Below are 14,072 nucleotides of genomic sequence, written 5' to 3'. Positions count from 1 at the left end.
AATGCTGCGCAGTTTAGCCTAGGCCGGTGGCCGGGCGTGCTAAACTCGCGGCCGTTTTACCTAATCGCTGCATTCTTCAGACGGAACACCCATGGCCAAACGCCAACTCAATCGTCGTCAAAACTGGCGCATCGAAAAGATTCAGGGCGAGCGCGCCGCACGCGCCGCCAAACGCGAGTCCTCGGCGGTCGAAGCCCTCGAGGGCGGCGACCTTGGCCCTGAGCAACACGGCCTGGTGATCGCCCACTTCGGTGTGCAGGTGGAAGTCGAGGCCGCTGAAGGCGAACTCGCCGGCCAAGTGTTCCGCTGCCACTTGCGCGCCAACCTGCCGGCGCTGGTCACCGGCGACAAAGTCGTCTGGCGCGCCGGCAACCAGGGCATTGGCGTTATCGTCGCGCAACTGCCGCGCAGCACCGAACTGTGCCGCCCCGACAGCCGCGGCCAGCTCAAACCGGTTGCCGCCAACGTCGACATGATCGTCATCGTCTTCGCCCCGCTGCCCGAGCCGCACGCCAACCTGATCGACCGCTACCTGGTCGCCGCCGAACACGCCGGCATCCGCCCTCTGCTGCTGCTGAACAAATTCGACCTGATCGACGAGCAGAACGCCCCGGCGCTGAACGCGCTGCTGGCGGTGTACCGCACGCTGGGTTATCCGGTGCTGGAAGTTTCCGCGCACCACGGCGACGGCATGGAGCAGCTGCAAAAGCAGCTCGACGGACGCATCAGCGTGTTCGTCGGCCAGTCCGGCGTTGGCAAGTCATCGCTGGTCAACAGCTTGCTGCCGGAAGTCGAAACTCGCGTCGGGCCGTTGTCCGAGCTGTCCGGCCAGGGCACGCACACCACGACCACCGCGCGCCTGTTCCACTTTCCTGGCGGCGGCGAACTGATCGACTCCCCGGGCATCCGCGAATTCGGTCTGGGCCACGTCAGCCGCGCCGACGTTGAAGCCGGTTTCATCGAGTTCGACGACCTGCTCGGCACCTGCCGCTTCCGCGACTGCAAGCACGACCGCGAACCAGGTTGCGCGCTGCTCAAGGCGCTCGAAGACGGGCGCATCCAGCAGCAACGCATGAACAGCTACCGCTCGATCATCGCCAGCCTGCCTGAAAACGGCTATTGAATTATTCGGCCATCCTCCCGGGTGGCTGAATTGCTAGCACACTGGTTTCGTGATTTTCGAAACGGTTCAAACTAAACATTCTCGAAGAAAAGGTTTGTACTCCAGCAGTTTTTTATACAAAGCTAACTTCCAGCTCAGAGCCCCCACCTTTCGCTCTCGACGTTCAATATATTTATTCAGGAATTTTCTTAAGATCTTCACCGTACGAGCCTCCCGCGCCAAGGCCGTATCGCGAAAGTCATCAAATAAAGAGCCAGCCTCTTCTTTATAGCGCTCAAGTAGATTCAACCGGCCAAAGTGCCGCGCAATCAAATCAAACTCTACTCTGTCAAAACCATCAGGGCAAACCAGGTTAAAGCTTATAGACGGCAATAGCTCACCATTATAAGTATTCCAGCTAATGTCTGGTTGAAGTATAGGGTGCGCGGGAAGACTGTCTATATAAAAATTAATAATAGTCCGATTGCCATTGACCAGCCACACTTCTCCTTTTATACCATTACACGACCCACAGCACGGCACCAGATTATGACAGTGAACTGCGTACTCCGGAAATTCTGATTTTGGTAGATAGTGGTCAAACTGCCGAGGGACGCCAAGCCCACAATATGGACATATCGAACGAATATTTTTACTTTGAGACTGCCTGATTAGTTTCTTCAATTCACGCATCGCAACAACTTCAACTTCATAGCAGTGCAGCAATGCTTTCTTTTCCGAAGCAGTCCATCTGACCGCCTTCAATCCACCAATCAATAACGGCGTAAAATTCTGCTGTAACATTTTGTAGCGACCTAAGACGCGTAATTTAGAAGCATCAAGACTGAGGCGATGATCACCACTTTTACTTTCAATAACCGCATCTAAGTCGTCCTCTGGGTCGAGATACAACGGCGTCATCCTGTGCATTACTGCTCCTTTTTGATCGAAGCCAAGTATGCGGCTGCGTGCATACTCAAGTCATCATCAAATAACGATGATACTTCATCAAAAGTTCTTTCCTCGGCAAGTTCTTTCAACACCTTCTTATAGAAACTGGGTGTTTCTACCGTTTCAAAAACTGCACGGGTCAACTCTGAAATATTTTCACCAAATGACTCTTGATCAAGACGGCGTGCTTCCGTCACGTTGCCTTCTCGCTCAAAGTGAATAACTCGCCGTCCCGGAACCTCCTGTACAACAACTGGCGAGTGTGTGGCGAGGATGGCGTACGAATCGAACGTCTCAAGTAGCGATTGCAGCGTCTGCATCAACAATCCTACAGCCGTCGGGTGAAGGTGAATCTCCGGCTCATCAAATAAAACCAAAGAGTCATGTTTAAGATAAGACACCGCTGCAGATAAAAAATAGGTAAGTATTGACTGCCCTGAACTCATAGACGGACTGTCTTCATCCTTGAAAGATTCGATATAATCGTCAATAGACACGCTGCTCTTCGGCAATCCCCATACCTGAGCGGCATGTTTTTCCCACAAGTCACCACGATTTTGTTCGACGATGCGCTTCAAAAACTTTAAATGCCGAGTTTCCAAAGCTGAACGCGAGAGCTTTCCGCTATCATCACGAACACCACAGTATATATAGCTTATATTTTTTTTCTGAGGCCTCAAAAACCTATCAAATGCGGAAAATGACAGTGCAATCACTCGAGAAAACAAGGGCCGACGGGGGGTAAATGCCTCTTCAACGACTTGTGCACTTTCTTTAGACATTCTCAGTGGCGTCGCCAGATCCAGCGCCAACCGAGCCAAAAATTGGGTTTTACCTACACCGTTACGCCCGATAATGGCAACTACTCGACCCGGCACAGGATCAGCAGAATCAATATCAAATTTCACTTCTACATTTGCCGAAGATCCGGGAATCTTTCCAGCATAATTGAATTTATAACTTTCGCCCCCCTCACCTCCATGCAATACCGCAAAACCATGACGAAGAGCTATTTTCGCTTCATTGAAACGTGTTAGTGAGTTACGAAAACCCGACCTCGTCTCAACTGCTTCCAAACTAACTGGACTGATAACTACATCATTTAACGAGTGCAGCACTTCCTGAAAATTATCTGGAAATACCTCTAGAATTTTCTTGTAGTACTTCAAGTCTTGGCCAAGCGACGCAAATTCGACGGGAAGCTTATCAAACGGGAATGGCAAGATCGTGATATCCAGACCTTCCTGCAAAAACTTTACAGTGCCAATTTTCTTCCACTTCTTATCTTTAGCCGGAAAGTAAAAAATATGGTGCAGAGTTCTGAAATTGTAATCATCCCATTCGTCATTCATCATGACTATGCACGGATATTGAGCATCTTTCGGCGCAACAACAGTGCTAGCGTCCAGACTTTTGTAGAAATTCATAAGCGTCCTTGAATTGATCGTTGCAAGCAACGGCATATCCCTTAAAAAAGATAAAGGCAATGTGCCATTGCTTCGCGAAATTTTCCAGTGCTCTTTTTTCAACCCTCCTAATCTCTGCCCCTTTTAGAGTTACCGGAGGCACTTCGACGCGCCATAACGCGCAAAATAAACAAAAAAAACCCTACAGGTTAAAACCTGCAGGGCTTTTGGATGGCCGTTCATTCAGCGCGTTTAGCTGCGCAGCCTTGCGAATTTTTTAGATGTCACTGTTTCGGCGCGGCTACCCCCGGCTCGGCCGGTTTCGGCGCAGCGTCATCGAACAGATTCAGGCGTTCGCGCAGTTCGTGCGCCGGCACTGGCTGCTTGTCGGCGGGCAACGCATTTGGATCAACCGGGGCCGCCGGAGCAGCACCGTTCTGCCCCTGATCCGCCGGTTTCGCCGCCTCAGGACCTTGCGCACCTTCGATCGCCGCCTGGGCCTTTTTGGTCAGTACGACAATGTCGATCCGCCGGTTGACCGGGTTGAACGGGTTTTCCCGGTCGAACAGTGCCGACGAGGCATAACCGACCACCCGCGCCACCTGCGCATCCGGATAACTGCCAGCGACCAAGGCACGGCGAGCCGCGTTGGCACGGTTGGCCGAGAGCTCCCAGTTACCGTAATCGCCGGTGCCGATGTACGGCTTGGCGTCAGTGTGACCGCTGATGCTGATCTTGTTCGGCACCGCTTTGATGGTGTCGGCCATGGCCAGCAGGATGTCTTCGAAGTACGGTTTCAGGCGCGCGGAACCTGAGTCGAACATCGGCCGGTTCTCGGCGTCCATGATCTGGATGCGCAAGCCGTTCGGCGTGATTTCGAAGAGGATCTGATCCTTGAATTTCTGCAGTTGCGGGTTTTCGTCGACCTTGTTCTGCAGTTCCTGCAGCAGCAGCTCAAGACGCTCCTTCTCGACCTGCTCGGCCATGCCCTCAACCTGATCGGTGTCGACCGTGACCTTGTCCGGCTGCGGCTGCGACTTCACTTCCGGATTAAGAGTGTTTTCCGGCGCCAGAGTCGGCGTGCCACCGAGATCGATGATGTACGGCGTGCCGCTTTCGGAGAAGCCGACCGGGTCCTTGAAATAACCGGCGATGGCGATCTTCTGTTCCGGCGTGGCGGTGGACAGCAGCCACAGCACCAGGAAGAACGCCATCATCGCCGTGGCAAAGTCGGCGAAGGCGATTTTCCACGCCCCGCCATGGTGCCCGGCGGCAATGCGCTTGACGCGCTTGACGATGATCGGCTGATTATTTTCCATGACTTAACGACCGCGAACCGCTTGTTCCAGCTCGGCGAAGCTCGGACGGTGCGCCGGGTACAGAACCTTGCGCCCGAACTCGACCGCCAGCGACGGCGGCATGCCGGACGCCGAAGCCACCAGCGAGGCCTTGATGGCTTCGTAGACGTTCAGCTCTTCCTTGGCGTCGTGAGCAAGAGAATGCGCCAGCGGGCCGAAGAAACCATACGCCGCGAGAATACCGAAGAAGGTACCGACCAGTGCCGCGCCCACGTGCAGACCGATCGATGCCTGGTCGCCCTCGCCCAGCGAGGCCATGGTCACCACGATACCGAGTACCGCCGCGACGATACCGAAACCGGGCATGCCGTCGGCAATGCCATTGACCGCGTGCGATGGGTGCTCGAGGTCTTCCTTGAGGCTGTACAGCTCCATGTCGAACAGGCCTTCGAGTTCGTGCGGAGCCATGTTGCCGGAGGACATGATGCGCAGATAGTCGCAGACAAACGCAGTCATGCGTTCATCCTTGAGCACGGCCGGGTACTTGGCAAAAATCGGGCTCGCGGCGGCATCTTCGATGTCGCCCTCGATAGCCATCATGCCTTCGCGGCGGCTCTTGTTGAGGATCTCGTAGATCAGCCCGAGCACTTCCAGATAGAACGTGTGGGTGAAACGCGAACCGAACATGCTCAAGGACTTCTTGAGCACGTGCATCGTCATGTAACCGGGGTTGGCCTGGAGGAAAGCGCCGAGGGCCGCACCGCCGATGATCATCACCTCGAAGGGCTGGATCAGGGCGGCAATCTTGCCGTGGGAGAGCACGTATCCGCCGAGCACGCTCGCGAATACGACGATGATGCCGATAATTTTAGCCATAGGTAGAAAGTACTTACTGAGTCGGGTTCAAGGTCATATTCGGAAGTTAAAAAATCTCTTCTTCTACTTATCGGCAAAACTGCGCCAGACTATAGCCAGTTCAGGCGAAAAGCCAATTTAGCCCATGCCGGGCGCGTCTACAGTCAGTGAAGATCTCGTCCAGACATGGCTAATGAAACGAACATTCCATCGGTAAAACCGAGCACCCTCCAGGCTTGGGTCAAGCTGCTCGACAGCGTCCCCCTGCCCGTACCGCAAGAGGCTCACGACAAAGTCTGCCGGGCGATCCGCGACAATCGCAGCTCGCTGCGCGACATCGCCGATCTGATGCAGGACAGCCCGGCGCTGGCCTTGAGCATCATCCGTGAGGCGAATCGTCACACCCACGGCACCATGGCCGCGCCAGCGGAAAATCTTGAGGTGGCAATCAATCGCCTGGGCCTTGCGCGTACCGAAGAATTGCTCGCGCGCCTGCCTGCGCAACCGCACCGGCAGATCCCCAGGGCCTTGCGCCAATTGCAACTGATCAGCCAACACGCGACACAGCAGGCCAACGGTTTTTTTGCCAGTCGCCTGGCGCGGTTGTGGCAGGACATCCATTGGGGCAGCCTGCTGTTCCTGTCTCCGCTGTGGCCGTTGGCACTGACCTATCCGCAGTTGCTCGAAGAGTGGGAGCTGCGGGTGATTCACAAGGGCGAATCGGCGCGTGTGGTCGAAAAGCAATTGTTCGGCGTGCGCCTGTTGAAGATTGCCGAAGCACTGGTCCAGGCCTGGCACCTGCCGATCTGGGTCGAGCAAGGCTACAAATTGCTGCTCAGCGAGCAACGCGAACTGGTCAAGGTATTGCGCATCGCCCGCGACAGCGAACACCCTTTGCGGCAGCAAAACCGCCTCGACGACGACCCGACGCTACGGCGTTGGCTCAACCAGCCGGCCAACACTGTGCTGCTGGCCAACGGCCTGGCACTGTCGGCGCAACAGGCCTGGGACAGTCCGCACAGCAACCGCTGGCAGTACCTGACGAGCCTGTATCTGCAGATTTCCATGGATCAAGTGCAGCAGCAGTTGCACCAGCAAGCGGCGAACAGCGCACGTCAGCACGCAATGCCTGATTTGTGGCACCCGGCGGTTTCGCTGATCTGGCCGTGGGGCACCCGTCGCTTGCCGGCCGGCATGCTCCCGGCAGCAGCGCCGAATGCAGATGATCTGGGCCAATGGCGTCGGCAATGTGCCGAGCTGCTCGCCGAGCCCAGCCGTTTCACCAATGCCATGAGCCTGACCGTCGCCGCCCGCGAGGCTCTGGTAGCGAGCGGCATGCGCCGGGTGATGATTCTGATGGCTGACCGCACGCACACGACCCTGCGTGTACATCAAACTGCCGGCCTGCCGAAGGATGCAGCGGCGTTGAGCTTTGTCGTCAGCCAAAGCAAGGTCCTGCAGCGCCTGCTCGCTCAGCAGGCGCAGGTGCGCATCACGCCAGAAAACAACGCCCAATTCTGTGCCTTGTTGCCCGCGAGCCTGCGCACGCTGTTTCGCGGTGAACACCTGTTTCTGCGTTCATTGGTCAACAATGGCCGGGTGATCATGATCGTCGTCGCCGATCAGGGCGGCGGGCCGTTCGCCGACATCACCGTGCAGGCCTTCGGCAAAACCGCGCAGTGCGTCGAAAAAGCCCTGCACAGCTTTAGCAGCCGCGGCCAATGAGCCTGCGCTACAATCCTCCCCTTTGTGCTCTGGAGACCTCACATGTCTGACTTCTCTGGCTTGCCGCTCGTCATTGAGCCGAGCGACCTGCTGCCGCGTCTGGAGTCCCCGGAACTGATTCTGGTAGATCTGACCAGCCCTGCCCGGTATGCCGAAGGTCACTTGCCCGGCGCACGTTTTGTCGACCCGAAACGCACCCAGCTCGGCCAGCCGCCGGCGCCCGGGCTGATGCCGGCGAAGGCCGATCTGGAAGCATTGTTCGGCGAGCTCGGTCATCGCAAAGACGCGGTCTACGTGGTGTATGACGATGAAGGCGGCGGTTGGGCCGGACGGTTCATCTGGCTGCTCGATGTCATCGGCCACAATAAATACCACTATATAGATGGTGGCCTGCCGGCCTGGCTGGCGGACGGTATGCCCATGTCGATTCAGGTGCCCGCCGCGGTCGGTGGCCCGGTTTCGCTGACCCTGCACGATGGACCGACCGCCACCCGCGAATACCTGCAAAGCCGTCTCGGCGCCGCCGATCTGGCGATCTGGGACGCGCGCGGGCCGCTGGAATACTCCGGCGAGAAAGTCCTTGCAGCCAAGGGCGGCCACATCCCCGGCGCGGTCAATTTCGAATGGACCGCCGGCATGGACCAGACGCGTCAGCTGCGTATCCGCAGCGACATGCCGCAGATCCTCGAAAACCTCGGGATCACCAAGGACAAAGAAATCATTACCCACTGCCAGACCCATCACCGGTCGGGCTTCACTTATCTGGTGGCCAAATCCCTCGGTTATCCGCGGGTCAAGGGCTACGCCGGTTCCTGGGGCGAATGGGGCAACCACCCCGACACGCCTGTCGAGATTCAAGCTTCCAAGGAAAATCAATGAAAGAGCGTCTGTTTATCCTCAGCCAGTACCTGCTGCCGCATCACCTGCTGTCGCGTCTGGCTGGCTGCATTGCCGAGTGCCGAGTGCGCTGGTTCAAGAATGCTTTCACCCAGTGGTTCGCCAAACGTTATCAAGTGGACATGTCCCAGGCACTGGTCGAAGACCTGACCGCTTACGAGCACTTCAACGCGTTTTTCACTCGCGCCCTGAAAGACGGCGCGCGGCCGCTGGACGAAACCCCGGGCGCAATCCTCAGCCCGGCCGACGGTGCGGTCAGCCAGCTTGGCCCGATCGAACATGGTCGGGTGTTCCAGGCCAAGGGCCACAGCTTCAGCGTGCTCGAATTGCTCGGCGGTGATGCAGCCAACGCGGCGCCGTTCATGGGCGGCGACTTCGCCACCATTTACCTGTCGCCGAAGGATTACCACCGCGTGCACATGCCGCTGGCCGGCACCCTGCGCGAAATGGTCTACATCCCGGGCCGTATTTTTTCGGTGAACCAGACCACTGCCGAAAACGTCCCGGAGCTGTTCGCCCGCAACGAGCGCGTGGCGTGCATTTTCGATACAGAACGCGGGCCGATGGCCGTGGTGCTGGTTGGCGCGATGATTGTCGCTTCGATTGAAATCGTGTGGGCCGGCTTGGTGACCCCACCGAAGCGTGAGCTGAAAACCTTCCGCTACGACGAAGCCGCACGCGCACCGATTCACTTGGAAAAAGGCGCTGAACTGGGACGCTTCAAGCTCGGTTCAACGGCGATCGTGCTGTTTGGCCCGGACCAGGTGAAGTGGGCCGAAGAGCTGGTGGCCGGTTCGCCAGTGCAGATGGGCCAAGGCCTGGCACTACCAAAAGCGTGACCCTGTTCGCGGAAGCAGCCGACGCTGCTTCCGCAAACTGCGACATTTGCTGCTATGGTTTTGCTCATGAGCCAGACCAACTTTTCTCCCAAGCTGCGCGCTCCGACTCCCACGCAAACGCGCCTGTCGTTCTGCGACGCCAGCCCGCGTGATCTCAAGCGCTGGATCGCCGGCCTGCCCAAGGCCAACATCGGCGAAACCGCCCGCCTGCTCTATCAAGGCCTCGGCGAACTGAACCTGTTGCTCACCCCCAGCGACAATCGCCTGCAACTCTTGGAACTGCTGCGGCCCGAGGTGTATTTCGTCTGCCAGCATCTGGAACGGCACTTTCTCCATCAGGCGATCATGCTCGACGAGCGCTCGCGCAGGGTCAGCAACCTGTGTCAGGCGCTGCAAGGTCAGTTGGCCATCGGCTATAAACAGATCGTTCTGCGCATCCTGCCCAAATACAGCAAGGACCGCGCGACGTTGGTCAGCACCGCATTGCAACGCGCGGCGCATGCCCTCAAGGCGCAACTGGTGCGCGCCACGCAGTTGTACAGTTCACCGCCGGAACACGTGTGGTTTGAATTGCATCAGTTGTATCGCAGCGCTGCGCAATTGCAGTTGCAACAACGGCGGCTGCGCGATGATCTAGCCTTTTTGACCAGCGAATTAAGCGTCGAACAGACCTACATCGCCGCAGTGCTATTGGGCAGCGCCCGTTGCAATCAATTGCGTCAAAGCCAGATTGCCCGGCTGGCCGAGGTGATCGAGCCGTGGAGCGCCCTGCTCAAGCTGCATCCCGGCAGCGCCGACGACGGTTTGTTCGCCATCAGCCCGGGACTCGATGTCGGCCCGCGCTACCGCAAGATGTTTCGCAGCGAGCAACAGAACGGGCTGCAGGGCTTCGATCCACACCCGCTGGTCAAACAGCTCGAAACGCACCTGCTGCACCAGTCCACCTCGACCCCACTGCCCGTTTCCGCCGGCCTCAGCGTCGACACCCTGCAACATCTGCACGCTACTTGGGGCCAAGCGGCGGAACGCAGCTTTCAGCGTATCGCCGGTCAAGGCACATTGACTGTGTGCGTCGGCATGAGCGCCCTGCACTTCCACCTCGGCGGCGAGCGCACCTTCAGCGAACTGCTCAAACATCCCGGGGCCCGCGCGGCGAATTTCAGCAGCGTGGTGGCCAGCGGCGAAAAGGACAGCTGGAGTCAGGCGTTCGACGCTGCCCCGCAAAGTAACGATGAGCTGTTGCCGTACGAGGAAATCCAGTACGACCAGTTGAGCGAAGAGGAAGGCCCCGGCAACGCGCCGAACTATCCGACTTACGCCTTGCCGGTGATCAACCATAGTCCCGGCGGTTATTGCCTGGCCTGGCCCAGCGAAGTAGCGGCGGAGTTGCAGGCCGGGGAAATGCTCGGCATTCAGGACAGCGAGGGCAAAGGCTGGAGCATTGCGGTGATTCGCTGGATCCGCCAGGTGCGCGGCAGCGGCACACAGATGGGCATTGAACTGGTCGCGCCACACGCGCAGCCGTGCGGCTTGCAACTGGTCCGAACGAAAGATGATCACAGCCAGTATTTGCGCGGTTTGCTGTTGCCGGAAATCAGTGCGATCGATGTGCCGGCCACCGTGCTTGCGCCGCGCCTGCCGTTTCAGGAAGGCAACAAGGTGTTGATCAACACCCAGGGCGAGGAACACCGCGCCGGGCTGGATCGGCGGGTGGCGAGTACGCACAGTTTCAACCAGTTCGCCTATCGCTCGCTGGATCCTGCGCAGAATGGCGGGGGTGAAGAGGATTTCGATTCGTTGTGGAATTCGCTTTAAAGCAAAAGATCGCTGCCTTCGGCAGCTCCTACATTTGGAATGCATTTCCCTGTAGGAGCTGCCGAAGGTTCGGGCCGCGTTCGGACGATCTTTGTGCTTTGTCAGTTACAACTGCCCGTCACGATCCCGGAAGCCCAGCAGATACAGCACACCATCCAGCCCAAGGGTGGAAATCGCCTGCTTCGCCGACTGCTTGACCAACGGCTTGGCGCGGAACGCCACGCCCAGCCCGGCGATCGCCAGCATCGGCAGATCATTGGCACCGTCGCCAACGGCAATGGTCTGTTCCAGGCGCAGACCTTCCTTGTGCGCCAGCTCCTTGAGCAAGTCAGCCTTGCGCTGTGCATCGACAATCGGCTCGATCGCCACGCCGGTGCATTTGCCGTCGACCACTTCCAGCTCGTTGGCAAACACGTAGTCGATACCGAGCCTGGCTTGCAGTTGCTTGGCGAAATAAGTGAAGCCGCCGGACAGAATCGCGGTTTTGTAGCCCAGGCGCTTGAGCTCGGCGAACAGGGTTTCAGCGCCTTCGGTCAGGCGCAGCGAAGCGCCGATCGAGTCGAGCACGCTGACGTCGAGACCCTTGAGCAGCGCCAGACGCTCCTTGAAGCTGGCGCGGAAATCCAGTTCGCCGGCCATGGCGCGCTCGGTGATTTCAGACACTCGATCACCCACGCCGGCCGCCTTGGCCAGCTCATCGATGACTTCCGCTTCGATCAGCGTCGAGTCCATGTCGAACACGGCCAGACGCCGGTTGCGACGGAACAGCGAATCTTCCTGGAAGGCGATATCGACGTTCAATTCCTGGGCAACGCTGAGGAATTCGGCGCGCAAGGCCTGCGGATCGGCCGCTTCGCCGCGCACGGAAAACTCGATGCAGCCCTTGCCCTTGTCGGCCGGCGTGTCCAGCGGCATGCGCCCTGACAGACGGTCGATATGGTCAATATTCAGGCCATATTTAGCGGTAATCGCGCTGACAGCTTGCAATTGGCCGGCGGTGACTTTGCGCGTCAGCAGGGTGACGATATGGCGTTTCTTGCCCTGATTGCCCACCCACTGCTGATAATCCTCTTCGGACACCGGGGTGAAACGCACTTGCTGATCCAGTTCGTAACCCTTGAACAGGATGTCCTTGAGCACCGACTTGCCTTGTTCGGAATCGGGAATTTCAACCAGGATGCCGAACGACAGGGTGTCGTGGATCACCGCCTGACCGATGTCGAGAATGTTCACACCACCTTGTGCCAGAACACCGGTGATGGCCGCCGTCAGACCCGGACGGTCGACTCCCGTGATGTTAATCAGGACGATTTCGCGCAACGCGCACCCCCGCAACTGGAAAAAAACCGCATTCTACCCACTTTCAGTGACCATCGGGCACCGCGAGCGCTTTGCCGGTCTGGGGCCTGTCGCTATACTGCGCGTCAACTTCACGGACAAAGAGCCGAGCTCAAGTGAACCGGCCCACGCCAGTCAAAACCGATAACTTCTTCCTGCTGATCTTCCGTGCACTGCGCCATCGCCGTGTACCGATTGCATTGCGCATTGCCAGCCACAACGTGATCCTGGTCGCTCTGGCCCTGGTGATCTATGCCGGGGTGATGGGGCTGCAATTCAAGCAGGCCATGCACGAGCAGGCCGATGCGCTGGGCGAAAGCCTGACGACGCAGACCGCCACCTCCGCCACCGAGCTGCTGGTGTCCAACGACATCCTCAGCCTCAACGTGCTGCTCAACAACCTGACCAAGAACAAACTGGTCGCCCACGCGGCGATCTACAGCGTGGACAACCGCATCCTCGCCGAGTCCGGTCAGCGTCCCAAGCACAGCCTGCTGGGCGAAGCCGAGGGCATGTACGAGAGCAAGATCACTTTCCAGGACGTGACGGCCGGGCAACTGCGCATCAGCCTGGACATGGATCAGTTCCAGCAGCCTATGACCATCAGCCTGCAAAGCATGGGCATTCTGAGCGCGATTCTGCTGGCACTGTCGCTGGCTCTGAGCCTGCGCATGGGCCGCTATCTGTCGACGCCGTTGCTGCAATTGCGTGTATGGCTGCGCCGCATCGACGCGCACACCCCGGGCATTGATCGTCAGGATGAAATCGGCGATCTGGCGCGCCAGCTGCACGCCAGCTACGCCCCGGAACCTGAGCCTGAACCTGAACCCGAGCCGGAATTTGTCGAGGAAGAAGACGAACCGGAATTCGAGGTGCGTAACCTGCGCGATCCAAGCTTCGACGAAAGCCGCCCGCTGGCCGCGAAGAAACCGGCACCGCGCCACTTGGTCAGCACCGTCGAAGACGATGATGACGATGACGCCTTCGCCGACCTTCGCGACGAATCGCTCAACGACGCCGCACAACCGCTCACGCGCAAACCGACTCCTGACGTGCCACAGCACACCGCCGTACTGGCCGTGCAACTCGGCTCGCAAGAGCAACTGCGACGTTTGCCTCGCGCACGCCTGGAAGAATTGCAGGAACGCTATCGCGACTGCCTCGAGCAGGCCGCTTCGCTGTATCAGGGCGAAATCGAAACCCTCAACGATGGCAGCACGCTGTTGCTGTTCCACACCGAAGACTGCGGCGACGATTACCTGACCAATGCCATCTGCTGCGGCGAACTGCTGCGCGCACTCGGTCACCAGTTGCAGATCGAAGTCGCGGACAGCGGCATCACCCTGCAATTGCAGCTGGGCCTGACACTGGGCGATGAGTTGTTTGGTTTGAGCCAGATCGACCTGCTGCTGACCGATTCGGCTCAGGATGCACTGGCCTTGTCGCAGCACAGCCGCAATCTGCTGCTGGTCGAGCGCAAGATCAGTGATGACGCGCTGATTCGCCAACGTGCGCGGATCCGGCCGATCGCCAGCCCCGAGGGCGCCTGCTGTGTGGAGCGGTTGATGGAGCCTTATCCATCGATGCTGGAGCGGCAATTGGCGCGGATGCATGAGCGCCGGGCGTAAGGCTTAGGCCCGATACGCAAAAGCCCGCAGACGAGTAATTGTCTGCGGGCTTTTTATTGCCTGTACGGCCCCCTTCGCGAGCAAGCTCGCTCCCACATTTGATCGGCAGCGTGCAGACTCTGGAGCGAACCTGCTCGCGAAGGAGTCAGCGCTGACGACGAATAATCTGTGCCCCAGACACAACAAAGCCCGCACAAGGCGGGCTCTGTTCTGACTCG

Annotated in this window: 11 protein-coding genes; 6 read left to right on the top strand and 5 right to left on the bottom strand. The window is 58.4% G+C overall.

Annotated elements, in window-relative coordinates:
* The first annotated feature begins 91 nt into the window (after nt 1-91).
* Nucleotides 92-1,123 carry a small ribosomal subunit biogenesis GTPase RsgA gene (gene rsgA / locus ACIGDJ_RS18055; RefSeq protein ID WP_101157757.1) on the top strand — a complete coding sequence of 344 codons (1,032 nt, stop codon included), beginning with the start codon at nt 92-94 and terminating at the stop codon, nt 1,121-1,123.
* A 66-nt stretch (nt 1,124-1,189) separates the two neighbouring features.
* Here the strand turns inward: rsgA and ACIGDJ_RS18050 are convergent, their stop codons facing one another.
* The 4 genes from ACIGDJ_RS18050 to motA form a co-directional block, all read right to left on the bottom strand.
* Complete coding sequence (locus ACIGDJ_RS18050) at nt 1,190-2,032, bottom strand: HNH endonuclease (RefSeq protein WP_397479261.1); 843 nt, start codon at nt 2,030-2,032, stop codon at nt 1,190-1,192.
* Nucleotides 2,032-3,480, bottom strand: coding sequence for an ATP-dependent nuclease (locus ACIGDJ_RS18045; protein ID WP_397479260.1), 1,449 nt, complete (start codon nt 3,478-3,480; stop codon nt 2,032-2,034). Before ACIGDJ_RS18045 ends, ACIGDJ_RS18050 begins: the two co-directional genes overlap by 1 nt.
* Nucleotides 3,481-3,743: 263 nt before the next feature.
* Nucleotides 3,744-4,778, bottom strand: coding sequence for a flagellar motor protein MotB (gene motB, locus ACIGDJ_RS18040; protein ID WP_312997605.1), 1,035 nt, complete (start codon nt 4,776-4,778; stop codon nt 3,744-3,746).
* 3 nt (nt 4,779-4,781) lie between these two features.
* Nucleotides 4,782-5,633, bottom strand: a complete 852-nt coding sequence (gene motA / locus ACIGDJ_RS18035; RefSeq protein WP_024011357.1) for a flagellar motor stator protein MotA — start codon at nt 5,631-5,633, stop codon at nt 4,782-4,784.
* 165 nt (nt 5,634-5,798) lie between these two features.
* Between motA and ACIGDJ_RS18030 the strand changes: the two genes are divergently transcribed.
* The 4 genes from ACIGDJ_RS18030 to ACIGDJ_RS18015 all read left to right on the top strand — a co-directional run bounded on the left by ACIGDJ_RS18030 (nt 5,799) and on the right by ACIGDJ_RS18015 (nt 10,888).
* Complete coding sequence (locus tag ACIGDJ_RS18030) at nt 5,799-7,337, top strand: HDOD domain-containing protein (protein ID WP_312997609.1); 1,539 nt, start codon at nt 5,799-5,801, stop codon at nt 7,335-7,337.
* Nucleotides 7,338-7,379: 42 nt separating this feature from the next.
* A complete protein-coding gene (gene rhdA / locus ACIGDJ_RS18025; RefSeq protein WP_397479259.1) occupies nt 7,380-8,216 on the top strand; it encodes a thiosulfate sulfurtransferase in 837 nt (278 codons plus the stop codon).
* Nucleotides 8,213-9,073: an archaetidylserine decarboxylase gene (gene asd, locus ACIGDJ_RS18020; protein WP_397479258.1), complete on the top strand. Its 861-nt coding sequence runs from the start codon at nt 8,213-8,215 to the stop codon at nt 9,071-9,073. Before rhdA ends, asd begins: the two co-directional genes overlap by 4 nt.
* A 66-nt stretch (nt 9,074-9,139) precedes the next feature.
* Nucleotides 9,140-10,888 carry a molecular chaperone gene (locus ACIGDJ_RS18015; RefSeq protein ID WP_397479257.1) on the top strand — a complete coding sequence of 583 codons (1,749 nt, stop codon included), beginning with the start codon at nt 9,140-9,142 and terminating at the stop codon, nt 10,886-10,888.
* A 105-nt stretch (nt 10,889-10,993) separates the two neighbouring features.
* Here the strand turns inward: ACIGDJ_RS18015 and serB are convergent, their stop codons facing one another.
* Nucleotides 10,994-12,208 (bottom strand): phosphoserine phosphatase SerB, encoded by a 1,215-nt coding sequence (gene serB, locus ACIGDJ_RS18010; RefSeq protein WP_041477650.1) that lies wholly within the window; start codon nt 12,206-12,208, stop codon nt 10,994-10,996.
* 134 nt (nt 12,209-12,342) lie between these two features.
* Between serB and ACIGDJ_RS18005 the strand changes: the two genes are divergently transcribed.
* Nucleotides 12,343-13,854: an AhpA/YtjB family protein gene (locus ACIGDJ_RS18005; protein ID WP_101158967.1), complete on the top strand. Its 1,512-nt coding sequence runs from the start codon at nt 12,343-12,345 to the stop codon at nt 13,852-13,854.
* Nucleotides 13,855-14,072 lie beyond the last annotated feature (218 nt).

This window comes from Pseudomonas sp. NPDC079367 (assembly GCF_044542195.1).
Lineage (GTDB): Bacteria > Pseudomonadota > Gammaproteobacteria > Pseudomonadales > Pseudomonadaceae > Aquipseudomonas.
This window is presented reverse-complemented; position numbering and strand designations above follow the sequence as displayed.